Source organism: Candidatus Hydrogenedentota bacterium (assembly GCA_016791475.1).
Classification (GTDB): domain Bacteria; phylum Hydrogenedentota; class Hydrogenedentia; order Hydrogenedentales; family JAEUWI01; genus JAEUWI01.
Window position 1 is genome coordinate 24,547 of record JAEUWI010000003.1, and the last position, 24,659, is coordinate 49,205.

A 24,659-nucleotide genomic window follows, 5' to 3' on the forward strand; every position below is an offset into this window, starting at 1 on the left:
GAATCCCTTTCATGTATAAAAAATCGTTCTCCATGCTCGACCCGGCCACAATGAAGAGTGCCCTGGTGGGTGCGGTCAAGAAGCTCCACCCCAGCAGTCAGTTCCGGAATCCGGTCATGTTTGTGGTTTACGTGGGCAGTATATTGACGACAGCCCTCTTCGTCCAGGCGCTCGTTGGCGAAGGTGAAGCGCCCCCAAGTTTTATCTTCGGCGTAGCAGCCTGGCTCTGGGCCACCCTGCTCTTCGCCAACTTTTCCGAAGCCATGGCCGAAGGCCGGGGCAAAGCCCAGGCGGCGACCCTGCGCGAGATGCGTACCGCCGTCCATGCGAAGCTCCTCATCGAGCCAAAGCGCCACGCCCCCTGGGAGAACGTGCTGGCCGACGAGCTCCGAAAAGGCGATGTGGTCCTCATCGAGGCCGGTGACATGGTGCCCTGCGACGGCGAAGTGATCGAGGGCGTCGCGTCGGTGGACGAGAGCGCCATTACGGGCGAGTCGGCTCCGGTCATTCGCGAGGCCGGCGGCGATTTCAGTTCCGTCACCGGCGGCACCCGCGTGCTTTCCGATTGGCTCGTTGTCCGCGTGGCCGTGGATCCTGGAGAGTCCTTTCTAGATCGCATGATCAAGATGGTGGAGGGTTCCCAACGGCGCAAGACCCCGAACGAAGTGGCTCTGACCATCCTTCTCGTCGGCTTGACGATTGCCTTCCTCATGGCCACGGCCACGCTGCTGCCCTTCTCGCAGTATGCGGCGAATAATGGCAGCGGGGGAGCGCCGGTAAGCATCACGGTCCTCGCCGCCCTGCTGGTATGCCTGATTCCCACGACCATTGGCGGCCTCCTTTCAGCCATCGGTATCGCGGGCATGAGCCGCGTGCTGGCGGCAAACGTGGTCGCGACGTCCGGCCGTTCCATCGAGGCCGCGGGCGATGTTGACATCCTCTTGCTGGACAAGACCGGCACCATTACCCTGGGTAACCGGCAGGCGGTCGCCTTCCTTCCCGCGGACTGGGTGGCGGTCGAAGACCTGGCCGACGCGGCCCAGTTGGCCTCACTTTCCGACGAGACGCCCGAAGGGCGGAGTATCACCGTGCTTGCGAAGCGGGCCTACAACCTCCGCGAACGTGAACTGGCCGCGCTTGACGCCCATTTCATACCCTTCACGGCACAGACGCGAATGAGCGGTGTTTCCCTCGGCGGTCGCGAAATATGCAAGGGCGCCGCCGAGGCGGTGCGCGCCTGGGTTGAGTCACAGGGAGGCAGCTACCCGGAAAGCATGAGCAAGCTCGTAGACGATGTGGCCACCCGGGGGAGCACGCCGCTGGTGGTTGCGGAGGGCACCAAGGTGCTGGGCGTGGTCGAGTTGAAGGACATTGTCAAGGGCGGAATTCGCGAGCGCTTCGCGGAACTGCGCCGAATGGGCATACAGACCGTCATGATTACCGGTGACAACCCAAAGACGGCGGCGGCGATTGCCGCGGAAGCCGGCGTGGACAATTTCCTGGCGGAAGCCACACCGGAAGCCAAACTCGCCATGATCCGACGCTACCAGGCGGAGGGCCACATGGTGGCCATGACGGGCGATGGAACCAACGACGCCCCCGCATTGGCCCAGGCCGATGTGGCCATGGCGATGAATTCGGGTACGCAGGCGGCCAAGGAAGCCGGCACGATGGTGGATCTGGACTCCAACCCGACAAAGTTAATCGAGATCGTCCAAATTGGCAAGCAGATGCTCATGACGCGCGGCGCGCTCACCACCTTCAGTATCGCCAACGACGTGGCGAAGTACTTCGCCATTATTCCGGCGGCCTTCGCGGCGACCTATCCGTCGCTGGGTGTGCTCAACGTGATGGGGCTCGAAACGCCGGCCTCGGCAATTCTGTCGGCGGATATCTTCAACGCCTTGATTATCATCGCCCTGATTCCCCTGGCCCTTCGCGGCGTGGCCTACACGCCCGCGTCCGCCGGAGCGCTGCTCCGGCGGAACATGTTGATCTACGGACTGGGGGGACTTGTCGCGCCCTTCGTCGGTATCAAAGTTATCGACATGGCGCTGTCCGTGTTCTGATTGCTGTATACTCAAAGGAGCTATGAACCCCATGAAAAACATACTTAGACCCGCAGTTGTGCTCTTCGCCCTCATGACTGTACTGACCGGAATCGTCTATCCGGTGCTCATCACCGTCGCCGCGCAGGCGCTCTTTCCCCATCAGGCCAACGGCAGTCTCATCATCCGTGACGGAACGGTTGTCGGCTCGGAATTGATTGGTCAGTCCGTTACCGCGCCCCGGTATTTCTGGGGCCGCCCTTCGGCCTCGGGGGGATCCGCGTACAATGCCGCGGCTTCGGGCGGCTCAAACCTCGGGCCGACCAACCCCGCGCTGCTCGAAGCCGTGACGGCGAGGGCGACTCTTCTGCGCGATGCTGCGACGGATAAGAACCAGCCGATCCCCATCGACCTGGTCACCGCCTCCGGCAGCGGTCTCGATCCCCATATCAGCATTGCTGCGGCGAAGTATCAGGCTGAACGTGTCGCGCGCTTTCGCAGCAAGGATGTGGGGGTGATCGAGTCCCTGATTGAAGCCCATGCCGAGCGTCCCGCCGTGCCGGGATTCGGGGAGCCGGTGGTGAACGTGTTGCGCCTCAATCTCAGCCTTGATGAAATGGAGTGACAGTGTGGTGGACCCGGAGCATGCGATGACCCGCCCCGACCCGGACGAGCTTGTCCGGCGTGTTCAGGCGGAAGAGGCCAAAGCGGGGCGCGGCAGGTTAAAGATATTCTTTGGCGCCAGCGCCGGCGTGGGGAAGACCTTCGCCATGCTCCGGGCCGCCCGGCAATTGCAGGAGGGTGGAGTGGATGTGGTCGTTGGCCTCGTGGAGACCCACGGCCGCCGCGACACCATGGCGTTGTTGGAAGGGCTGGAGCTTCTTCCGCGAAGGGTTCTGCCGTATCGCGGTCATGACCTGGAAGAATTCGATATTGATGCCGCCCTGAAACGCCGTCCATCGGTAATACTCATCGATGAACTGGCCCACACCAACGCTCCAGGCTCGCGCCATCCGAAGCGGTGGCAGGATATTGAAGAAATTTTAGGCCAGGGTGTGGATGTTTATTCGACACTTAATGTGCAGCACCTGGAAAGTTTGAACGACGTGGTGGGGCGGATCACGAGCATCCGGGTGGGGGAGACCGTGCCAGATCGGGTCTTCGATGCCGCCGATGAGATCACCCTGGTCGATCTTCCGGCGGAGGAATTGCTCCAGCGCCTGAAGGACGGCAAAGTCTACATGCAGGAGCAGGCGAATCGCGCCGCGCAGAATTTCTTCCGCAAGGGCAACCTAATCGCACTGCGCGAGCTGGCCCTTCGTCGCACGGCCAACCGGGTGGACGATGATATGGCGGGCTATCGCAGCCGCGCCGCGGCAACGTCAATCTGGCACGCGCGGGATCGCGTCCTGGCCTGCGTGGGGCCCGCTCCCGGATCGGACGATGTGCTCCGGAGCGCCTCCCGGCTGGCCTCGGCACTGAACGCGGACTGGCACGCGATCTACGTGGACCCCCCCGCCCACCAGGCGCTGCCGGAAGCGGTCCTTTCCGTTGTCCTGGGGCGCTTGAAGCTTGCGGAAGATCTCGGCGCGTCTACGTCGACCATTTCGGGGGTGGACATCGCCCAGGGGCTGATCGCCTATGCACGGCGGCAGAATGTCACCAAGATCGTGCTGGGTCGCACGGTGCATTCCTGGTGGCGCAACCCCCTTTCGCTGGATCTGCCCCAGCAGATTGAACGTCTGGCGCCGGATCTCGATCTGGTGCTGGTGGGCAGGCCCGCACAGGCTGATCAGCCTCGCCGCGCCGCGAAGACATCCCCGGCGGGGCCGCGGATTTCCACCCAACGCTACGTCCTCTCCATCGTCGCCAGCGCGGCCACGGCCGCCGCCACCTATCCGTTCTTTCCCGCACTGGACGACACGAACATCGCCATGCTTTTTCTTGCTTCCGTACTACCGGTGGCCCTGTATCTCGGGCGCGGCCCAGCCATCGTCACGGCCCTGTTGAACGTGCTGGCCTTCGATGTGCTCTTCGTCGAACCGCGCTTCTCCGTTGCCGTGAGTGATGTGGAGTATCTGATCACCTTTCTTGTCATGTTTGTAGCCGGGCTCCTCACCGCAAGCCTGGCTTCCGGCATGCGTTTTCAAACGAGAAAAGCCCTCTCCCGCGAGGAGCACATGCGCGACCTCTATCAGCTCGCACGGGACCTCTCCGGCGCACTGACCAACGAGCAGATTGCGGGGATTGTGCAGCGCGCGGTGAAGGGGCTTTTCGGGGCGGAATCCCGCCTGCTCATGCCCGATCTCGCCAACCGCTTGAAGGCCCCCGCCGATACCATGGCCGTGGATATGGGCATTGCCCAGTGGAGCTTTGATCGGTGCAGCACCGCAGGCGCCGGCACCGACACACTCCCAGGCAGCGAGGTCCACTATCTCCCGCTGAAGGCCCCCATGCGCGTCCGGGGCGTCCTGGCGATTCAAAGTCTCCCGCGCCAGGCCCTGATGATGACGGAAGACCGCCAGCAACTGGAGACGCTGGGCGCCCTGGCGGCCATCGCGCTGGAGCGCGTCCACTTTGTCACCGTGGCCCAGGAGACCCTGCTGAAGATCGAGTCGGGGCGTCTGCGGGAATCCATGCTGAACGCCCTTTCCCACGATCTCAAGACGCCCCTGGCCTCCATGCAGATCATGGTCGAAACGCTCCTTCATGAAAAGGCCCGATTCCCGGAAGCGCAACACGATCTGGTGGCGCGGATCCACCTGCAGGTACGGGGCATGGCGCGCATCGTCGGCAATTTGCTCGACATGGCGCGGCTCGAAGCGGGGCCCGGCGTGCTCCGGCCCGACTGGCAGCACCTGGAAGAGCTCATTGGCACCGCCCGCAATGCCCTCGGCCCCGCCCTGGATCAGCACCGGTTGCTGGTCGAAATACCGTCCGACTTCCCCTTGCTCCATGGCGACGGCGTGCTCCTGGAGCGGGTGTTCGCAAATTTGCTCGAAAATGCGGGAAAATACGTGCCTGCCGGAGGGTCCATAGGCATTCGCGCCCGTGTGAAAGGCGTGCAGGCGGAAATTGAAGTGTGGGATGAAGGTCCTGGAATACCGAAAGGTCAGGAAAGTGTGCTGTTCGAGAAATTCGTGCGCGGGAAGTCGGAGTCCTCGGTGGCGGGCGTCGGACTCGGATTGGCGATTTGCCGCGCCATCATCGACGCCCACGGCGGCACCATCACGGCCGAAAATCGGCCAGAAGGCGGCACCTGCTTTCGCATGACCCTGCCCCTGAAGACACCGCCCGAACTGGATCCGGAGACGGTGGAAAGCGAGATGGACGACGCATGATCAACGACAACCGCGCTACCATCCTGGTCGTCGAAGACGAGCGGGAAATTCGACGTTTCCTTCGCTCCAGCCTGAGCGACAGTGGATTCGAAGTGGTGGAGAGCGACACCCTCCGTGGTGGTCTGGTGGAGGCGGGCACCCGCAAGCCCGATCTTGTCATACTCGACCTCGGCCTGCCCGATGGCGACGGCGTCGACTTTATTCGCGAGGTCCGGGCCTGGAGCAACCTGCCCATCGTGGTCTTATCCGCGCGCGACGCCGAGAAGGACAAGGTCGGGGCGCTGGACGCGGGGGCCGACGACTATCTGACCAAGCCCTTCAGCACGGGCGAACTTCTTGCGCGCGTTCGCGCGACCTTGCGCCGCACCACCAGCGCCACGCTCGATTCGGGATCCAGCATCCGTTTTGGGGCGATAGAAGTCGATCTTGCCCGACGACAAGTCACCAACCACGGGGAGAAGGTTCACTTGACGCCCATTGAGTATCGTCTTCTGACGACCCTCATCGCCCATGAGGGAAAAGTGCTCACCCACCGCAACCTCCTTCGCGAAGTCTGGGGCCCATCCTTCGTCGAGCATAACCACTACCTTCGCATTTACATGGGTCACCTGCGCCACAAGCTGGAAGCCGACCCAACCCGACCGGCCCACCTACTCACTGAGACAGGCGTTGGGTATCGCTTCGTGATGTGACGTCACCCGGTAGCCGCGATGCCGGCAACGGCGGATATTGTTTCCCGTCCCGCCATTGCGCTAGAGTCCATGTTGGCCCGCGGCCCTCCGGGTAGGGCCCTCGTACCCCATGTGGTGAGGAGAGCGAATAGTGCGTGCAAGAAAAACGACCCTGATGTTCATCGGCGTGATGCTGGTCGCGGGACTTTTACATGGAAACGAGACCGCGCCAGACCGGGAAGGCTTCGTTCCGCTCTTCAACGGCAGCAATCTGGATGGCTGGAAGACTACGGGCAACTGGGTGGTGGAGGAGGATGGCACGGTCTCCCTCGTGCCCCGGCCCGGCGAGACCGGCTGGCAGCGCTTCGACGCCTATATCATGACCGAACGCACCTACAAGGACTTCGTCCTCGACTTGGAGTTCAAGATCGAGAAGGAAGGCAACTCCGGCGTCTTTTTCCGCGTCGGCGATCCCCTCCAGCCCGTCGCCAACGGCATCGAAGTGCAGATCCTCGACACCCATGGCCTCGAAAATCCCGGGAACCACGACTGCGGCGGCGTCATCGGCACGGCGGCCCCCTCGAAAAACATGGCCAAACCCGCCGGCGAATGGAACCGCTATACCATCACGGTCGAGAACAACCGACTCACCGTCGTGCTCAACGGCGAGCAGATCATAGATCTAAAGCTCGACGAGTCCGCCATGAAAGACCGCCCCGAAATGGGCCACATCGGTTTTCAGGACGAAGCCAAGCGCATCTGGTACCGCAACGTGCGCATCAAGGCGTTGCCTGACAAGGAGCCGAAATAAGTACGGGTAGCCTTCACTTTCGGAAGGTCACCCTTCAACGGGGTCGATTAGGTCCAAGCCTTCGATCCAATCAAAGTCGTGCGTGTTGTGCGTTGCGAGTGGCAAATTGTGAGCGAGCGCCGTGGCCGCAATGATGGCATCGGCGAGCCCGATGCTTCGTTTTCTTCGCAACGCGATGGCACCATCAACAATCTCGGGGGATAGGGCGATTATATCCAACTCGGCAAAGAAGGCCGCGAAGGACTGGTGATCGTCGTTCGTGAGTCGCCAGTAACCCATGACCTCGATTTTTGAGACCGCCGACGCCCGAATGTTCTTGCCACGCAGAAAATCGGCCACCTTCGCATGGGCAGGATCGAAGGCATAGATGACAATGTTGCTGTCCAGCAACATCAGCGTTGTTCCCGACCGGGCTGTTGTCGCTCTTGCCGTTCCTCACGCTGCCACGCGACTGGGTCGCCGAATTTTTCCGTCAAGCTCTTTCGGCGGGTCGTCTCCAGGCCTTCCAGCAAATCGGCCAGTCGGTCACCGTTGGTCGATCCGGCTTCCGATACGTCCGGCGCTTCTTCCACCACCACCAGAACCCGTCCGTGTTCAAGACGCGGTTCCGATCCAATCCATTCTACGCGTCCATGATCGTATATAGCCTCATAACTCTTAAGCATGGAAAATCTCCTGCGCGTGCAACCCCGGCACGTATCGTTCCATCAGTCTACCAATTCATCAGGTGTCTCGGCGAATTAAAAGGTGAGAGGACTTTTCAAGCCGAATCCCCACGGACGGCACCCACCCAAAAATTTGCGTCCATTTGCGATAATTTGCGGTTCAACTCCCTTTCCCCATCTTCCGTGAAATTCCGTGCCCTTCCTTGGTCAATCCTATTCCTTTTTCTTCTCCGTTTCACCCGCCACCCGCGCCTCCAGCCGCCGGAGATCCTCCCGAGCGCAATCATCCATGAAATACGGCAGCGACTGCGCCAAGGCCTTCGCCACATGCTCCCGTGCCCTGGGGAAATCCTTCGTCGCCTCAAAATACTTCCCCACATAATAATGGGCATAAAACAGACGCCGTCCACGGCCGTCCGCATCGCCATCCCCCGACTCCGCCGCGGCCATCACAGCTTCCACAGTGCCTTCGCCCTGATATAGCGCCCACAGCGCCGGAAAAGGAGCCTCCCGCATCCGCGTGTAGTCCAGCAACGCCTCCCGCGCCTTCTCCACGCCCTCCGCCTCCGCCAGACACAAGAAATGCCACAGGCCATTCTCAACGTCCGTCGCGCCCACCGAATGATAGCGCGCAAACTGCGCCGCCCCGCCCGCGTAGTCCCCCGCATAATAGAGCGCCAATCCCCGCTCCCAGCACGAATCCTCATCATGCGGCTCACCCCCGCGCGCCGCCACGTTGTAATCCGCCACCGACTCCGAAAAACGCCCCAGACGAAACAAAACCTCCGCCCGCTGATGATGCCGTGGGGAAGGGGATTCGGGCCGGAGGTCGGCAAAGGGGGCGAGGGAGGGATCGGGGAGCGGGGTCGGTGTCGCTTTTGTCTCGTCCGCAGGTGCGTCCCAGAACCCGTTAGAGATCAACAGAGCTGCGAGAGTCGAAGGCAAAGTAAGGTATCGATAAATATGCTTCAGGGTGGATTCCGAAGTGGAGCGCTTTACAACGTTCACAATTGCTCTTCTCCATAGTAATAGAGCAGAGTGTCTCTTGTGCGTTAAACTCATCTTGTGAGGCCGTTCGGTGATTGGCAGTGTAATCTCGCGTTTGGAGCCTTCACGTCCAAGTGCTCGCGTGGCTCGTAATTGACAATCCAGACAAATCTATACTCAACCTGGTGTGCAAATGAGCCTTCTTTGAGAAAGAATGGAAGATGCCCCATACGCGACAAAGGAAATTCTTCCAATCGGGTACCGCTTGGCGTTGGATTTGTACTTGGTCCGCGTAGCCACTCCGGGTCAACCCAGCCAAGATCCTGCTCAATAATTCTCTTCTCCTGATAAAGACAAGGCCCCTCAAATCCGGCCACTAGGCCAGGAATTTGTCGCGAAACCTCTATTCCGAAGTTTGTGGAGTGTCCAATGCGGATGTATGAATCTGTTGCAAAATTCGCTTGGCCTGTTTTATCGAATTTCATAGTAGTACATAATACGTAAGCATTCATGCCATGATCGGCGAAGGCTTCAATTGTCTGTCCGCCGTTGGCATGTGTCCTGCTCACGAACATTGTCTTGCCCTCCTTTATATCCAACCTTTCTTCGTCGGCGTGCTTTCGAAACTGACCGAACGAGCTCAGACGGAGGCTCCCGTCAGAAAAGAACTCATCTACAAATTTCGATTCTAAGTAGCGAAAAAGGTGGGGGGAGCAATAGTTCCAAGGTGTTGTGATAGGGAGTGTTATCAATTCGGGATCCTCCGGCGAAATAATTAGTTTAGGCACATAAATCAGTCGCCCGGTCTTGGAGACTCACCTGCGTTAATTCAAGCCTTCAAAGCATGCGAAAAATCGATTGGCTCTAGGGTAATCATAGTAGTCCGACAGGTGAACGTCGAAGACGACTACGGTTCTGACCGCTACGAAACGATCAAGTCAAAACAATGTCATCTGAATAGCCGAAACCTTGAAATGGGACGAAAACAGCAAGGCAAACTTTTCAGCGGGAACGTTCAGCAGTTCCTTCGGTTCCAATTTGTGTAGTCCGCCGCCGTAGACCCGCCCTTCGCCGATTAGGCTTCCGACGGGTATCGACTGGAGCATGGCCCAAATTTCTTCCGCCAGGTGCGGATTCGCCTGAAGCTCCTTCTTGACCCACGGTTTTGGGTAGAGGAGCAGGTAGACATTCGCCGCGACGGCGTTGGAGTGGTTGAGTATGAATCGGAATACCTGGTCTGTGCCGTTGCCGTTGGTGCGCCCCATGTAGGTGCAGAGGAACATAGGGGCTTCTCGGCGCTCTTGCTGATACCACGGATAGCGGTTGCGGCAGATGTAACCTTCTGGGACTCCTCGCTCGCGGCCTTCTTCGAGGTATTTCCACACGTCGGGGTATTCGTGCTGGATGCGTTCCTCCGGCAGGGCGCTGGAGAAAAGGAAGCCCAGCTTTTCAATCGCCGGAACGCCGTCTTTTCCGTTTTCTATCCGATCCGTGGCGAGATAGCGCGGACTCGGGAGAATCGGAGTCAGGAATTGCTTCGGGATCTTGCGCCGTTCGGCCTCCGCGAGGGACATGATGAAGAAGTTATTGGCCCCCGTGGCGATTCCACGCTTGACACTAAAAAAATCGCCGAGGACGGGCTCTGGCAATTCGCAGGTGATGGCGATTTGTCGTGGCGTGCCGGTCTGAGGAAGGCTAGTCCACTTTTTCTCCAAGTGGAGTTGCTCAAGCGGGTATTCACTTTCCGTCGATGGCTCCAAGAGGGATCCGCCGAGGGAAAACCTGGCCGTGTGGGAAGGCGCGGGGGACTCGTTCCTGAACCATACAATGGCGGAAGAAACCAGGGCGTCGCCAAACTGAACATCCGCCGGGGAGAAGCGATGGATGTGCAACAGGGTGACCTTATTCAGCAGGAAGTCCTTGACGGCCCTGCCGTAGTTCACATCCATGAACTCACTCGGAATGAGCCATGCGGCGAGTCCGCCGGAGGCCATCCACTCTTTGGAGAGGCACAGGAAATAACAATAGAGCCCGCTGAGTCCCGACAAGGCGATACCGTGTTTCGCGGCAACGCGATCATGAAGACGGCGCTTGTCTTCGGCTGAAATGTGGTGATGGCGGACATAGGGCGGATTGCAGATGAGCAGCGTGGCCTTGTCCGCATCGTTTTCGGGCGGCACCGCCGCCGTGAAGTCCTCGCTTCGAATGTTCAGCCCGTGTTGTTGCCACAGATCGCGCGAAGGTTCTCCATAGTGGCCGTCGATCTCAAAGCCGTCGGCGGCAAAGGGAGCATCCTCGCCAAATATGCGAAGAAAGGCTGAATAGAAAGAACCTGTCCCGAGGGCGGGATCGAGAAAGCGTATTGGAGTGTCCAGGGACAGCTCGCGTTTGGCGTATCGGAGCAGGTCGCAGGCCAGCGCGGTAGGCGTGGCAAATTGGCCCATGCGGTTTCGCTCCGCCTGGGTCTTTTCGGAATCCAGCCTAGCCTGTATTTCAAGCCGTTCCCGTTCTAGTTCGTCGATATTCAGCATTCGCTAGAGTCCAAATTTCGCGAGGTCGTCGATTCGATGCTCCCACACCCAGTCAATACCTTCGGCGGCTTCGTAGCCCAGATAGCCGCTGTCAAAATAGCCGCAGAGAAAGAGGATGAAGTTGAAAGACTTCCCATAGTTCGCCCGCAACTGCGAAATCTTGACCGCCTCTTCCTTGCGCCGCTTGTTCGTGTTCGTGAAGTCGCCGGCCGATTTGCACTCGATCAGCAGGGGATTGCCGCGTTTGCTCCCTTTGTGCGGCAAGATGGCTACGTCTATTGGAATGTTGACCCTGGATAGGCCGCCTTCAAGTGCGACGGATACATTGAGATGGAAGGCAAAGGTGCCCGGCACCATTTCGCGAAACTCGGATATCGAGGCGGGCTTTACAAGCGTGTACTGCCGTTGCTCAAGCCACTGCCGAATCATGGCGAGCTGTCGTTTCTCCTGCGCATTCCTGACAATCGGATCTGCCAAGGCGCCGCAAAGTCGGTCGGCCACCACGGTGGCGGCCCGATGAATCTCTGTATCCGAAGGGGGGACTCTATTTTCAAGCCAAGGAAACAAATCCACGTCGGCGAGTTTGTGTATCAACGTGCCAATTTTTTCAAGTTCCGCGGCAGCGCCCGTCGCTATCAACTTCGGCGACACCCGTTGTTTCTTTTCCATATTGTTCACGAGACTGGGCGAGACTGACGCGAGACCAATCAATCGATCACGGGCAATTGGCGGTGCGGTGGACATTCTGAGAATGGGTAGGATTTCCGGGTGCTTCGCGAGCGTCTTCGATGATATGTCCGTCAGATTGTTGGTTAGCGCGAGGGCCGTTTCTACCTGCTTCGTGGCTTCAAAACGTGTTTCGCGGTAGGCCCCTGGGGCAAAGCGCATGAACCATTCGTTGTATTGGTCAACCGACCGGGCGACATCGTCTTTCCAACGATGGGGCTTGTCCATATTTACCGGCATTGCGCGCGATTTCCTGAATTCTAAAGAGCGAATTGGGTCTTGGAGGGTAAATTTGTTGGAGTAGCCCCTCGGTGACCGTGAACACGAACCAAGAATACCCCATTCGTCAAGGGGTTGCAATACGGGCGAGGCCAAATCCCCTCGCCTCTCCCTATCCGCCTGTGCTATACTCTTTCTATCGAGTGAGTTACGCCGCAGGTCCCCGGGTTTTTCCGCATGATCGTACAGTTGAGTCTTGGCAGTAATCTGGGTGATCGTGCCGCGTCGTTGCGCGCCGCGTTGCGGGCGTTGATGTCGGTGGAGGGGGTGGAATTAAAGGCGTGGTCCCATTGTTACGAGACTGAGCCGATTGGCTTTACGGAGCAGCCGGCTTTCTTGAATATGGCGGTTGAGATCGAGACGGCCCTCGGGCCGCTTGAACTCCTGAATGCCGTCAAGACGATTGAAGCCACGATTGGTCGGCAGAAGACCACCCGGTGGGGTCCTCGCGAGATTGATATCGACATCATTCTCTGGGGGGACACGGAGTATGCATCGGATCGGTTAACCTTGCCGCACCGGGAGTTTCGCCAGCGCGCCTTTGTGCTGGTGCCCATGGCGGAGATTGCGCCGGAGGCCGTGGACCCCGTCACGGGGGAGACGATTGCCGAATTGGCGAAGCACCCCGAAGTGCGGGGGTGGATCGAAAAACGCGAGAAAATCGCACCCTGAACCGCTCCGCTTGGAGCCCAAAGGGACCGGGACGGGTACGTCACGGTTCAGGAGAATAACGTGGCCAAGGTCACCACACTGTCCTTCCAGGACAAAAAGCTGCAGGGCGAGAAGATCACCGTCCTGACCGCTTACGATTACCCAACGGCCCAGTTGCTGGATGCCGCCGGGGTGGATGCGCTTTTGGTGGGGGATTCCATGGGCATGGCGGTCATGGGCTTGAAGGACACCCTCGCCGTCACTGTGGAGGATATTCTTCACCACACCCGCATGGTCGCCCGCGCCGCAGCGTCGGCCATGGTCATCGCGGACATGCCCTTTCTTTCCTACCACGTCACCCCCGAGGAATCGGTCCGCAACGCCGGGCGGCTCATTGCCCAGGGTGGCGCCCAGGCCGTGAAGCTGGAGGGACCCGTTTCGAGGATTGGCGCATCGCTGGAGCGTATCCTCGCGGCGGGCATCCCGGTGATGGGCCACCTCGGCCTCACGCCCCAGTCCGTCCACCAGTTCGGCGGATTCAAGGTGCAGGGGAAAGACGAGGCAGCCCAGGCGCGCCTGAAGGAAGACGCCCTGGCGCTGGAAGCAGCCGGTTGCTTCGCCATCGTGCTGGAGTGCATCCCTGCGACATTGGGCGCTGAGATTTCGGCGTCGTTGCGCATCCCCACCATCGGTATTGGCGCGGGACCCGACTGCGACGGTCAGGTGCTGGTACTTCACGACATCCTGGGTTGGGGCAAAGCCCGCTTCGCCCACACCTTCGCCGATGTGAAGGGCCAAATCAGCGACGCCGCCGCGCAGTATGTGGCGAGTGTCAAATCCGGGGCCTACCCGGCGCCGGAGCAAACCTACCCATGAGAATCATTCGCGACAAGAAGACCATGCGCCAGATCGCCATCCAGGAAAAGGCTGCGGGTCGCTCCGTCGGCTTTGTGCCCACCATGGGCGCGCTCCACGAGGGCCACGCGAGTCTCGTGCGTGCGGCGGTGGGCGGGGATGACCTCTCCGTGGTCAGCATCTTCGTGAACCCGACCCAGTTTGCGCCTCATGAGGACCTCAAGAAATATCCGAGGCCCTTCTTCGATGACTGCGAGCTCTTGGAGTCCCTGGGCGTAGACCTGGTCTACGCGCCCGACGCGGAAAGCATGTATCCCGAGGGCTATGCAACCTATGTGACCGTGGAGGGCCTGACCGAAGGTCTGTGCAGCGGCACGCGCCCGCACTTTTTTCGCGGCGTGGCCACGGTGGTGACGAAACTTTTCACGACCGTGCTGCCGGACCGGGCCTATTTCGGGCAGAAGGACGCGCAGCAGTGCGCCGTCATCAAGCGTATGGCGCTCGATCTGGATCTCGGCGTGGAAGTCATCGAATTGCCCATCGTTCGCGAGGACGACGGCCTGGCCATGAGCTCGCGCAACAGGTACCTTTCTGCCGACGAGCGGAAAGACGCCTTGCGCATCTCCGCCGCGCTCTTCCACGCCCAATCCATGCTGGAGGTGGGCGAACGCAACAGCGCCGCGATCATCGAGTCTGTTCGCGCAGGCATCGCCCCGCTGGTAATTGACTATGTATCCCTCGTGGATGTGAAGACCATGCGCCCGCTGGAAACGGTGTCGGGGGAGATTCTCCTCGCCGTTGCCGTGAATATGCCCTCCGCGCGTCTCATTGACAACATCAAATTCACCGCACCCGCGGTTCACTAAGTCGGGAACATACGCCATGCTGCTATCCATGTTCAAAAGCAAAATCCATCGCGCCACCGTCACCGAAGCCGTTCTGCACTACAAGGGCAGCCTCACACTCGATCCGGACCTGATGGACGCCGCAGAAATGCTGCCGAACGAAGAGATCCACGTGTTGAACATCAACACGGGCGCGCGCTTCACGACCTACATCATCGAGGGCGAGCGGGGGAGTGGCGTGGTGTGCCTGAACGGCGCCGCCGCGCGGCTGGGACAGCCGGGCGATCTGATCATCGCGCTAACCTATTGCCACATGGATCGCGAAGAGGCGAAAATGCACGTACCGGTCGTGGTGCACGTGGATGAGAAGAATAAGATCACGTCGGTCGAGGGGACGGAACGGAATTAACAGGGGGAATGGGTCTTATGGGTCGTATGAAAAGCAGGACGTGGTAAATCTCATAAGGCCCATATCACCCATAAGACCTATAAGACCCATTTCCCCCCCGACGCCGTGATCCACCCGCCGAGAATGCGCTAAGATACCCGCCATGGGAGCACGACTCAACATCACCGACGGCATGCGCCGCTTTCTCGATTACCCCAAGTTCACGGGACCAACGCGCGTGCTCGTGCTGGACACGGGCTATTTCTTTGACCAGAGCTGGCTCCGCGCGGCCGCGAAGCTGGGTTGGAAGACGGCCTCCGTGCGCAGCGTCATCACGGGTGATCTCACGCGCGACGACATCGCGTCGCTCTTTCAAACGATCGGCGAGTTCAAACCCGACTTCATCCTCACGAGCAATTACGCGGGCATGGACAACGCGGGGCTCTTCGCGAATTTCTTTAACGACGCGAAGCTGCCCTATGTGAGTTGGTTCACCGACACGCCGCGCATGATTCTGTTCAATCGAACGATGTATGTATCCGAGTATTCCATCGCGGCAACCTGGGAGCGGGCCTACGAGCCCCACTTGCGCAGGCTTGGATTCGAGCACGTACACTACATGCCCCTGGCCACGGATCCGGAGGTCTTCTGGGGTTGCCCCCGCGATACGTTCGAGCGCAGCCTCGCTTTCGTCGGCAATTCCATGCTGGTGCAACTCGGCGAGGCGCTGGAGAAACACGTGGACTTACCCCACGTGACGGCGGCGGTCGAAGGGGCCATTCGACAGGGGAGAGCCACCCGTTCGGCCTATGCGGAAGGTGTCGCGGACATCATCGGTCGTGACCTCTACGATTCCCTTGATGAAACCGGCCAGCGGAATGCGGAGCTCCTCTTGAACTACGAAGTCACTTCCCACGAGCGCATCGAGCTTGCGCGGACCCTGGCCCCGCTGGGCCTGGAGGTGCGCGGCGACGCGAGTTGGTCGAAAATCATAGACAAGCACGGCCCCGGCGTTCACTACTTTGAGCAATTGCCCGCGTTTTACAGCGGCACCGCGATCAATGTGAACCAGACCAGTCTCCAAATGCGCGATGCCGTAAACCAGCGTGTGTTCGATTGTCCGGCGGCGGGAGGCTTCGTGATCACCGACAATCAGCCCGATCTCCACGAGCACTTCGATGTTTCGCGCGAGATGGTGACCTACGATTCACTCCCGGAGCTTTCCGACAAGGTGCTGTACTATCTCCATCACCAGGAAGAACGTCAGACCATTTGTGACCGTGCCCGTGAGCGGGTGCTGGCGGAGCACACCCACGCCCACCGGCTTCGGGCGCTGGAGGCATACATGAAGCCGTTGTTCGGGGTGAAATCTTGAGTCGCCCTAAGAAGTCCAGGCCGGAGGAGGAACCCTCGTCAATTGGGCCCGATGTAAGGCCCAAGGCCAAGCCCCGTGCACGAAAGACCGCGGCCAAGGTTGCTTCGGTTCCTCATCCTGTATCGGAGAAGCCCGCGCCCAAACCCCGCGCGCCGCGCAAGCCACGCACGCCGTCCGCCCCGAAGGCCAAACCCAATGCGAAGGCCGTCGCCGCCCCGCCCATGTGGAGCCTATCTCCCGAACGGAAGCGAATTCTCTGCCTGAGCGGTGGCACGGCGTCCATCTTGTTTCTCGTGGGCATGTATCTCTTCTACTCCATCGATTATCCCTATTACGATCAGTGGGACTTCGTGCCCTTTCTGGAGAAGGCCTACGCGCGCCAGTTGACGTGGACGGATTTCTGGGCGCAGCACAACGAACACCGCCTCGTCTTTCCGCGCCTGCTCATGCTCGTCCTGGCGCGTCTGAGCCACTGGAATATTTACCTGGAACTCGGGGCCAATTTCATACTCGCGGGTCTGACCTGGCTCGTCTTGTGTGCCCAGGCCAAAGCGGGCGGGCGCCGGGTCTTTGAAGGCACCAGTATCACAATCTACCTGATGTTGACCCTGCTCATCTTCTCCCTGAGCCAATGGCAGAACTGGTTCAATGGCTGGCAGCTCCAGGAGTTCATGAACGTCCTCGCGGCCGTTCTGTCGTTCATCGCCCTCACCTGGGGCGGGCTGCCCGGCCTTGGTATTGGCCTTGCGGCATGCTTTGGCCTCGTGGCGACCGGTTCCTTTGCTAATGGTATCCTCGTCTGGCCCATCGGGCTGATCCTGTTGATTCTCCAACGGGCGGAACGAGACAAATACCTGCGCTTTGAGTTGCTTGGCTGGTTCGCTGTCGGCATGGCGGTAACCTGGGCCTATCTGCGCGACTACGCCACGCCCTCGTATCATCCGCCCCTGAGCAGCGCCCTCAATCAGCCGCTGCAATGCGTTTTGTATGTGCTGGCCTATCTCGGCCAGCCCGTCTGGAATCTGGACCCCGTCGTCTCCATCGTAATGGGAATGATCGGCCTGCTCCTCTGGTCCACCTCGCTGGCGCAACTCTTCCTTTCGCGGGTCTCCCTTCGTGTCTTGTCCCCCTGGATCGGCATGGCGCTCTACGCCATCGGAACCGCCGCCATCACCGCACTCGGTCGCGTTGACATCGGCCTCGATCAGGCCATGAGTTCCCGCTATGTCACCATGGCCAATCTACTGTGGGTTGCCGTTGCCATCCAGTTCTACTGGGTAGCCCGGCTCAACGACGGCCCCATCGTCCGCCGTACCCTGGCGGTAAAGGTGGTGGCCCTCTGCGCGCTGCTTCTCACCGCTTCGCTGACCGGTGCGTACCGGTGGGCGGAGCGCCACCACGCCTACAGCGGCCTTCGTAATCAAGTGCTTCAGGGCTATGACCTGGAGAGCCTGCACACCGTCTATCCCCCGAACCCCGCCGCCGTGGTCGAGCGACGGGTCATTCTCCACCGCCTTGGGCTCACCGTCTACCGGGGCAAGGGTCTACCCCTGCCCGCAGGGCCACCACCGTGACTCCCCAGACGGCGGAATCTGGCCCTTGAACGGGGGAATTGATTTCTATATTCTGTTCCTGTAAGTCGGGCGGGGAACCGTAGTTTAACATCTATATCGGCCTGAAACATCGCGTTCAGGCAGGCACAATTCCATCGTGGGCGCTTCAGGGAGGGGCATTTCGCGGCGTATCCCAGGGTGTTAAGGCTCGAAAGGGCCAGCATGCACGGGATGCAGTCGCCATCGCTGGAGGATGGCCAAATGGAAAACGGTGAAGTCCGTTTTGACCTCGTGCTGGGGGTGCTCGCGGTCACGACCCTTATCGCCGGAACAGCGGTGGGCGTGGGTATCATCGCATTTCGGAAGAAGCACGGACTCATCGATCGCTCCGAGGCGATGTTGCGCCGATTCGGATCCGCCGAGCAAGACGATCATGGCGACGGCGCGCGTGCGCGAATTAATCTAATCGTACTCTCCGCTATTCTCCTCTGGATCGCGTTTCTCCTGTGCCTTGGCGGTTTGCGCGCCGTGCTGGTGACCGGCTGACCAAAAAAAATCCCCCGGAAGTTTCCGGGGGATGCAAAATTGAACCTGGGGGGGATAGCGCGGCTTAGCGCTTGGAGAACTGGAAACGCTTGCGGGCGCCGGGGCGACCGTACTTCTTGCGTTCCACTTCGCGGGCGTCGCGGGTCAGCATGCCCGCGGAGCGAAGGGCGCCATGGGTATTGGCGTCGTTTTCCAGCAGCGCGCGGGCGATACCGAGGCGCAGGGCGCCGGCCTGTCCGGAGATGCCGCCGCCATCGCAGATAGCGCGCACGTCGAAGGTGCCGGTGGTGCCAGTCGCTTCGAAGGGCTGTGTGGCGAGGAACACGAGTACATCGCGCTCCAGGTATTCCCGCACTTCCTTGCCGTTCACGATGAACTTGCCGGAACCCGGCGTCATGCGGACACGGGCGGTGGCGCGTTTGCGGCGGCCGAGGGCTACGATTTCATTGGTCTTGGGGTCAATCACAGTTCGCGGTCTCCAGCGTTACTTCAGTTCGAAGGGTTTCGGGTTCTGCGCCACGTGGGGATGATCCGCACCGGCATAGACTCGAAAGTTCGTGCAAAGTTTCCGGCCAAGGCGGTTGTGGGGAAGCATGCCCTTGATGGCCAAGGTCATGGCCCGTTCCGGGAAGCGTTCTACGATTTCGCCGTAGTTCGCTTCCGAGAGGCCGCCGGGATAACCAGAGTGCCGATAGTACTTCTTCTGTACCATCTTGTTGCCGGTAACCCGGGCTTTTGCCGCGTTGATGACAATGACGTGATCGCCACAGTCAAGATAGGGGGTGTACTGAGGCTTGTGCTTGCCACGGATCAGCTTCGCAGCTTCTGCGGCAACACGGCCCAGGACTTGGCCCTCGGCATCAATGATATGCCAGTTCTTTTTAACTTCCCCGTCTTTGGGGACATAGGTTTTCACAAACTCGCTCCTTTAGTAGCGTTTTGTTGCACGCAATGGGGGGGGAAAGCGCGCGTAAATGTAACGGAAGAGGGACTATAGCAAATTGAGAAGGGCCATGTCAAACGCGTTTCCCCCCTAAAGCGCTGCTTGCCTTTGGCTTAGGCCCTGCCCGCAGGACGTACCGCCTGGACGAAGTTTTCCCCGTCGAATTGATACCCCTCCTCCCGGAAATCGCCAAAGTCCTGCACTCGTTTGACATTGTTTTCCAGCAGCCACCGAACAAAACGGCCCTTGATCGCTTTACCGAAATGTCCCGCCGCTTTCTGACCGCCTCCAACGCGAAAATCGACGGTGATCAACGACGGGTATTCCAGCGCACGGGCGTAATTCTGCGAAAGGAGATTCAAGACGGGTTTCCCCTGGGTGATCGCTTCCAGGCGCGCGCTGTTCCTCGGACGCCAGTAGCGCGTCAGCCACGGCGTCATGGATAGCTTGTAGCACGGCAGCGGTGTGGCCCCGGGGATGAGCCCGAACAAGGCCGAGACGATGAGAAGTCGCTTCCTGGCTGCGGCCCGATTGGGGAGCGTGCCGAAATCGAGGTGGTCATAAACCACGCCGGTATAGCGTTCCAGCGCCGGTACGGCCGGTGTATCCAGCGCGCTCAGGTTCCAGGCGTGGGCCTCCCGGGCCTTTTCCTCCGACTTCAGACCGTAAAGGGCAAGCCGCTCACGGGCCGACAACGAAGCCAGATAGGTTAGAACCCCTTCGACATCGCGAACGAACTCTGGACGCCCACGGCGAAAAGAAGCGGAACCCAGAGCGGATGACTTGCCCTCGCTGGGGGGAAGCAATACATACACGGTTCTTCATTCCACCGTAAGTTCGTCGAGCGTCTCTTCGGCCTGGCTGATGGCTTTGAAGTGCATGCCCGCATCATCGATGGTGACCACCCAGAAATGGGGCGTACCGGAGGCCTTTTCCAGGTACCAGCGTCCGGGATCAACCGCTTCTCGGGGATTGACGCCGAAACTGCCATCGCCAAGATAGACCGTGCCGGATTCGGCCACCTGATTTCCCTTCAACACCTTGCTGCGCTTGAAGGAGTGATCGTGATTCTCAAAGGCGACATCCAGGCCATACCGATCGAAAATCGGCAACCAGTTTTCGCGCCCCGCCACCGCCCGCCAGTCGTCAAAATCGCGATGGCTGGGGTAGAGGGGAGCATGGTAAACCGCCATCCGGTTTTCGACGTCCTGTCCATCCTTCAGGGTCTGTTCCAGCCAGGGAATCTGCTCCGCGTGGAGGACAGTATGGCCGGAATCGAGGACCACCAGCAGGGTGTCATCCCGCACCTTACGGGAGAAGTAGGGGAGCCCCCCCTGGGCGAAGAATGCATAATAAAAGGGAGCCCGCTCCAGGAGTGTGCCCTGCTTCTCGTTGACCTCATGATTGCCGATCGCCAGGATCATGGGCACCATCACGCCATCCGATGTCACCATGTTGTTTTCCCACATGGCAAACCAGTGATCCCACATCCAGGCGCTGCTCAGTTTGCCATTGTCGTAGGCGATATCCCCGCCAATGAGGGCGAACATGGGGTCAGTCCCGCCGGCCAGCCCCGTAAGCTGATGCGCACGGGGTAGAATGGTCATATCGCCCCCGGCTATGAAACGAAGGGGGGTGTTGTCCGGGGGCAGGGGGCGGAATCGGAGCTCCTCGGTCACGCTTTCCCCACCCTCGCTGAGTACGAAGTAGTAGGTTTCGCCGGGAATCAGGTCGGTCGCCTCGACATGGTAAATATACCGTTCGTCGCGCAGACCGGGAATCTGGCGCACCACGGTGCCTTCCGCCTGCATGGCATACTCCGCCGCCACACCGCCATGAGATTCGGTGTCATAGGCGAGTTTCAGCGCTTCATAGTGCTTCGGACTCTGATAATTCACCGTCATCGTGGTGCGTGGGTCATGTTGCCAGGTCAGGTAGACGTGATCAATGCGCGCGCAGCCCGCGAAAAACGGGACGGTGATCAGCAACATGAGAATCAGGAACGGTACCCTGACCGGGGGGAGAAAACTGGGCATTTCGTGTCTCCGGGGAGCGTTTGTGACAGGCTCCCTATGATAACCTGTTATCCTGGTCGGATTCACCGTTTCGCCCCGCCGCTGAGATGGGGAACCCCGTCCCGAGAATGGACATGACGAATCAACCGGTTTAATCTCAAAGAAAAGGCAATCCCGATGCAGTACCTGCGCGAATACGGCTCCACCATCGCCATCGTCCTGGTGGGCGCACTTATCGTCTACACCATGGCCGTGGGAGGTTCCCATCCGCTGAAGGGGAAAACCGCGCCGGATTTTACGCTCCCCGGTGTGGATGGTAAGCCGGTAAGCCTCTCCAGTCATCTGGGCAAAGACGTTGTCGTCCTCGACTTCTGGGCCTCCTGGTGCCCGCCCTGTCGAAAGGGCCTCCCCATCCTTGATCGCCTGGCCTCATCGATGAAGGGAAAACCCGTGGCTTTCTATGCGGTCAACATCCGCGAAAGCGAGGCCCTGGTAACCGAGTTCGCACGCAGGGAGAAGCTGACGCTTCCCATTCTGCTGGATGATTCGGGGCTGGTTGCCGATGACTACGGTGTGACAACCATCCCCCAGACCGTCATCATTGATCGCGCGGGAAAGGTCCATAACGTCGAAGTCGGATTGTCCCTGTGGGGAGCCGAAGAGACCATCCTTACCGAGATCCAGGCGGCTCTGGACGCCCCCGTGGGGACACCCGGCGTTTGACCGTCGTCGCGACCCTTGTCTACACTGCCAACGGCGATAGGTTCTAAGGCAACGGGAGAAATTCGGAATGGACCGACGAGCAGGCAACCTGGTCTTCCAAGCTTGCGTCCGTCTGTCGTCCGTACCGCCACGCCTTGCGGCTCTCGCCGGGCTCCTGCTGGCACTGAGCGTCAGCGGGTGCCGCCCCCAGGTCCCGACCCCGGAAATCGATTACGCGCCCGAAGAAGCGGGAAACACGGTACGTCGAACAGAGGACGTGGCCCCCGCGCCCGCCCTCCACGCGCTCCTGGATCTTTTTTTACGCGGGGTTGATCATCCACTTGCGCCGACTCGATGGCGCGTCGCCGGGTTGTCGTACTATCCGTCCATCCATCAGGCGGTAGCGGCGGGGGATCTCTACGCCGTTGTGGACCAAATTGAGGGCGGGGCCAATCTTCACGAGCGCGACAAAGACGGACGCACTCCCCTGCTTGTGGCGGCGGCCGAGAACCAACCCTTCGTAGCAGACTACCTCCTTGATCGCGGAGCGCAATTGTCGGATCGGGATAGCCTTGGCAATTCCGCCATGCATCTCGCCGCACGAGCGAGCCATATCTACACGCTTGAGAATCTGCTCCACCGCGGCGCGACGTTGGAGACGCGAGATTTGGAGGGTTACACGCCCTTGCACCGTGCCGCGGAAGCCGGCGACCTCTTCGCGGTACAGCACCTGGTGGCCCTCGGCGCGAATCTGTTCGCCATGCAAAACGATGGAGAACTTTCTATTCCAGCGGTACTTGCCGCACGAAAGCGACACTGGGAGGTCACCCGTTTCTTTCGCGAAAAGGGCCAGTACTTTCCAATACACATGATGGCGGCGCAGGGAGACCTGCCCGGCGTATCCGAGGCAATCTCCGATATGCCGGCGGCCGTCAACCTCTTCGATTCCATGCAAAACACGCCCCTCATGAGTGCGGTTCAGACCGGTGAATGCGAGACCGCCGCGCTTCTTCTGGAGCGGGGAGCCGATCCCACATTGCGTAATCTGGAAGGCGAATTTCCGCTGGCCATCGCACTTCGCCGCAGCCATTTTGCGTGCGCCGAGACCCTGCTCGAGCGCGGCGCCAATATCAACGAGCCCCTCTCTTCAGGAGTCGAATTGACTTTGCTCGGCGACGCGGTCCGAAGCGCCCCCATTGAGACGGTGTCCTTCATCCTTGAGCACGGCGCCGATCCGCGAGCGAGCTGGGAGGGAGGAAGGACCGCCCTCCACGTGGCCGTGGAAATCGCGGATGTCGCTAAAGTACGGCGACTTGTAGAGGCGGGCGCCGATCCAGCCTTCCTGAACGTGGCGGGTTGGTCGCCTCTGCTCCTCGCCGCGCAACGTGGGCTGCTGCCGGTCCTGGAGGCGATGACAACTGACCCCGACCTCCTTGATGCCCCGTCCAACGATGGGCGACGACCGATTCACGAGGCCGCCGCCCGTGGACAAGATGGGGTCGTGGCATGGCTCCTCTCCCGGGGTGTGTCGCCGACTTCCGCGGACGGCGCCGGGCGGACGGCATTGCACCGTGCCGCACTTGAAGGGCACACCACTACAGCGACCCTTCTCCTGGAGGCGGGGGCATTGCTGGAGGCGGTTGATACCAAGGGGAATACGCCTTGGCTGGCGGCGGTCGAGGGCGGCTCCACAGCGATGCTTCAGTTGCTGCTCGCGCGCGGCGCCAACGGCGGACAGCGAAATACCTCCCAGGCCGGGGCCGTTCATATTGCTCTCGCGAATCATCATGTCCCCCTGGTCTATTGGCTGCACGACCACGGCGTCCCCATCGACCCGCGAGACGGCGAAGGCCGCTCCGCCCTCTACCCCGCGGTACGAACCGGAGACCGGGAGGTCGTGGAGTGGCTCGCAGCGCTGAATCTACCCGTTGATGATCGTGATCGGGCCGGACTCGGCCCCATCCATGAAGCGACGGCCGGGGGAGATATCGAAACGATCCGATTCCTGATTGAAAAGGGCGTCTCGGTGGCAAACGCGGACGCCAACCTCAATACACCGCTTCACTTCGCCGCCGCCCGAGGCAACGGGTCGATTATCCGACTCCTGTTGGATTCGGGAGCCCCCTTAGAGGTCGAGAACGCTGACGGACAAAGGCCCCTGCACATGGCGGCAAGAAACGGACATGGGGATTGCGTGGAGGTCCTTGCTGTTCGGGGGGCGGTTGTGAACGCGGCGGATCACCACGGTTCTACGCCCCTCATCGCAGCGGCGGCGGCGGGCCACTATGACGCGGTGGTAGCTTTGATACGGCGGGGGGCGTCGATTGAAATGGTAAATGCCGATGGGCTCACCCCGCTACAGGCGGCCTCATACTTGTTGGAAAGCCCCGTTGACGACACCACGCGGGAGGAAATATTTCGGGTCCGGGCGTTCCTTCATGCCGTCCTGGCGGAAGAGTTTCGCGCGGTTGCGACCGCAGGCGATCTGGAACGAATGAAGACGCTGTTGATCGCCTACCCAAGCTACCGAGATGCCCCGACTTTCGGACGAACTCCAGTCCACTGGGCGGCACAGAGCGGCCACGACGCCATGGTGGAGCTACTCGGAAGCGACTTGCACTAGACCACGGAGAAAATCCCCCTTCAGACTTCCAGCGCCGAAGCTAAGCCGCGCGTTCGACTTGATAAGGCGAGCCTCTGCTTGATAGCCTCTATGACGTGTTTTCG

24 protein-coding genes are annotated in these 24,659 nt (G+C 60.3%); 14 read left to right on the forward strand and 10 right to left on the reverse strand.

Annotated elements, in window-relative coordinates:
- Nucleotides 1–11: 11 nt before the first annotated feature.
- From kdpB to JNK74_02275, 5 genes are all read left to right on the forward strand, one after another.
- A complete protein-coding gene (kdpB, locus tag JNK74_02255; GenBank protein ID MBL7644989.1) occupies nucleotides 12–2,069 on the forward strand; it encodes a potassium-transporting ATPase subunit KdpB in 2,058 nt (685 codons plus the stop codon).
- A gap of 31 nt (nucleotides 2,070–2,100) precedes the next feature.
- Nucleotides 2,101–2,673 carry a potassium-transporting ATPase subunit KdpC gene (gene kdpC / locus JNK74_02260; GenBank protein ID MBL7644990.1) on the forward strand — a complete coding sequence of 191 codons (573 nt, stop codon included), beginning with the start codon at nucleotides 2,101–2,103 and terminating at the stop codon, nucleotides 2,671–2,673.
- Nucleotides 2,674–2,698: 25 nt separating this feature from the next.
- Complete coding sequence (locus JNK74_02265; protein MBL7644991.1) at nucleotides 2,699–5,389, forward strand: DUF4118 domain-containing protein; 2,691 nt, start codon at nucleotides 2,699–2,701, stop codon at nucleotides 5,387–5,389.
- Nucleotides 5,386–6,081 carry a two-component system response regulator KdpE gene (kdpE, locus tag JNK74_02270; protein ID MBL7644992.1) on the forward strand — a complete coding sequence of 232 codons (696 nt, stop codon included), beginning with the start codon at nucleotides 5,386–5,388 and terminating at the stop codon, nucleotides 6,079–6,081. Before JNK74_02265 ends, kdpE begins: the two co-directional genes overlap by 4 nt.
- A 130-nt stretch (nucleotides 6,082–6,211) precedes the next feature.
- Nucleotides 6,212–6,871: a DUF1080 domain-containing protein gene (locus JNK74_02275; protein MBL7644993.1), complete on the forward strand. Its 660-nt coding sequence runs from the start codon at nucleotides 6,212–6,214 to the stop codon at nucleotides 6,869–6,871.
- A gap of 27 nt (nucleotides 6,872–6,898) precedes the next feature.
- On the opposite strand, the gene JNK74_02280 is transcribed toward JNK74_02275, so the two are convergent.
- The 6 genes from JNK74_02280 to JNK74_02305 form a co-directional block, all read right to left on the reverse strand.
- The gene (locus JNK74_02280) at nucleotides 6,899–7,264 is read right to left on the reverse strand and encodes a type II toxin-antitoxin system VapC family toxin (GenBank protein MBL7644994.1); all 366 of its coding nucleotides are present in this window, start codon (nucleotides 7,262–7,264) and stop codon (nucleotides 6,899–6,901) included.
- Nucleotides 7,264–7,536, reverse strand: a complete 273-nt coding sequence (locus tag JNK74_02285; GenBank protein ID MBL7644995.1) for a hypothetical protein — start codon at nucleotides 7,534–7,536, stop codon at nucleotides 7,264–7,266. Before JNK74_02285 ends, JNK74_02280 begins: the two co-directional genes overlap by 1 nt.
- Before the next feature lie 213 nt (nucleotides 7,537–7,749).
- The gene (locus tag JNK74_02290) at nucleotides 7,750–8,544 is read right to left on the reverse strand and encodes a hypothetical protein (GenBank protein MBL7644996.1); all 795 of its coding nucleotides are present in this window, start codon (nucleotides 8,542–8,544) and stop codon (nucleotides 7,750–7,752) included.
- Between the two features lie 50 nt (nucleotides 8,545–8,594).
- Nucleotides 8,595–9,098 carry a hypothetical protein gene (locus tag JNK74_02295; GenBank protein ID MBL7644997.1) on the reverse strand — a complete coding sequence of 168 codons (504 nt, stop codon included), beginning with the start codon at nucleotides 9,096–9,098 and terminating at the stop codon, nucleotides 8,595–8,597.
- A gap of 363 nt (nucleotides 9,099–9,461) precedes the next feature.
- Nucleotides 9,462–11,054 carry an SAM-dependent DNA methyltransferase gene (locus tag JNK74_02300; protein ID MBL7644998.1) on the reverse strand — a complete coding sequence of 531 codons (1,593 nt, stop codon included), beginning with the start codon at nucleotides 11,052–11,054 and terminating at the stop codon, nucleotides 9,462–9,464.
- 3 nt (nucleotides 11,055–11,057) lie between these two features.
- Nucleotides 11,058–12,020, reverse strand: coding sequence for a XamI family restriction endonuclease (locus tag JNK74_02305; protein MBL7644999.1), 963 nt, complete (start codon nucleotides 12,018–12,020; stop codon nucleotides 11,058–11,060).
- Between the two features lie 216 nt (nucleotides 12,021–12,236).
- Between JNK74_02305 and folK the strand changes: the two genes are divergently transcribed.
- From folK to JNK74_02340, 7 genes are all read left to right on the forward strand, one after another.
- Entirely contained in the window at nucleotides 12,237–12,731 is a 495-nt protein-coding gene (gene folK / locus JNK74_02310) for a 2-amino-4-hydroxy-6-hydroxymethyldihydropteridine diphosphokinase (protein MBL7645000.1), read from the forward strand.
- Nucleotides 12,732–12,791: 60 nt separating this feature from the next.
- Nucleotides 12,792–13,586: a 3-methyl-2-oxobutanoate hydroxymethyltransferase gene (gene panB / locus JNK74_02315; protein ID MBL7645001.1), complete on the forward strand. Its 795-nt coding sequence runs from the start codon at nucleotides 12,792–12,794 to the stop codon at nucleotides 13,584–13,586.
- Entirely contained in the window at nucleotides 13,583–14,431 is an 849-nt protein-coding gene (locus JNK74_02320) for a pantoate--beta-alanine ligase (GenBank protein MBL7645002.1), read from the forward strand. The genes panB and JNK74_02320 overlap by 4 nt, the downstream gene beginning before the upstream one ends.
- A 16-nt stretch (nucleotides 14,432–14,447) precedes the next feature.
- Nucleotides 14,448–14,819, forward strand: a complete 372-nt coding sequence (locus JNK74_02325; protein ID MBL7645003.1) for an aspartate 1-decarboxylase — start codon at nucleotides 14,448–14,450, stop codon at nucleotides 14,817–14,819.
- Between the two features lie 142 nt (nucleotides 14,820–14,961).
- Nucleotides 14,962–16,173 (forward strand): glycosyltransferase, encoded by a 1,212-nt coding sequence (locus tag JNK74_02330; GenBank protein ID MBL7645004.1) that lies wholly within the window; start codon nucleotides 14,962–14,964, stop codon nucleotides 16,171–16,173.
- Nucleotides 16,170–17,747: a hypothetical protein gene (locus tag JNK74_02335; GenBank protein MBL7645005.1), complete on the forward strand. Its 1,578-nt coding sequence runs from the start codon at nucleotides 16,170–16,172 to the stop codon at nucleotides 17,745–17,747. The genes JNK74_02330 and JNK74_02335 overlap by 4 nt, the downstream gene beginning before the upstream one ends.
- A 240-nt stretch (nucleotides 17,748–17,987) precedes the next feature.
- Nucleotides 17,988–18,272 carry a hypothetical protein gene (locus tag JNK74_02340; GenBank protein ID MBL7645006.1) on the forward strand — a complete coding sequence of 95 codons (285 nt, stop codon included), beginning with the start codon at nucleotides 17,988–17,990 and terminating at the stop codon, nucleotides 18,270–18,272.
- Between the two features lie 64 nt (nucleotides 18,273–18,336).
- Here JNK74_02340 and rpsI read toward each other — a convergent pair whose 3' ends face one another.
- From rpsI to JNK74_02360, 4 genes are all read right to left on the reverse strand, one after another.
- Nucleotides 18,337–18,738 carry a 30S ribosomal protein S9 gene (gene rpsI, locus JNK74_02345; protein ID MBL7645007.1) on the reverse strand — a complete coding sequence of 134 codons (402 nt, stop codon included), beginning with the start codon at nucleotides 18,736–18,738 and terminating at the stop codon, nucleotides 18,337–18,339.
- 18 nt (nucleotides 18,739–18,756) lie between these two features.
- Complete coding sequence (rplM, locus tag JNK74_02350; GenBank protein ID MBL7645008.1) at nucleotides 18,757–19,188, reverse strand: 50S ribosomal protein L13; 432 nt, start codon at nucleotides 19,186–19,188, stop codon at nucleotides 18,757–18,759.
- Between the two features lie 140 nt (nucleotides 19,189–19,328).
- Nucleotides 19,329–20,030, reverse strand: a complete 702-nt coding sequence (gene yaaA / locus JNK74_02355) for a peroxide stress protein YaaA (GenBank protein MBL7645009.1) — start codon at nucleotides 20,028–20,030, stop codon at nucleotides 19,329–19,331.
- Nucleotides 20,031–20,036: 6 nt separating this feature from the next.
- On the reverse strand, nucleotides 20,037–21,251 hold the full coding sequence (locus JNK74_02360; GenBank protein MBL7645010.1) for a metallophosphoesterase family protein: 1,215 nt from the start codon (nucleotides 21,249–21,251) through the stop codon (nucleotides 20,037–20,039).
- Between the two features lie 156 nt (nucleotides 21,252–21,407).
- Between JNK74_02360 and JNK74_02365 the strand changes: the two genes are divergently transcribed.
- The gene (locus tag JNK74_02365) at nucleotides 21,408–21,953 is read left to right on the forward strand and encodes a TlpA family protein disulfide reductase (protein ID MBL7645011.1); all 546 of its coding nucleotides are present in this window, start codon (nucleotides 21,408–21,410) and stop codon (nucleotides 21,951–21,953) included.
- A gap of 67 nt (nucleotides 21,954–22,020) precedes the next feature.
- On the forward strand, nucleotides 22,021–24,555 hold the full coding sequence (locus JNK74_02370) for an ankyrin repeat domain-containing protein (GenBank protein ID MBL7645012.1): 2,535 nt from the start codon (nucleotides 22,021–22,023) through the stop codon (nucleotides 24,553–24,555).
- Nucleotides 24,556–24,659: the final 104 nt, after the last annotated feature.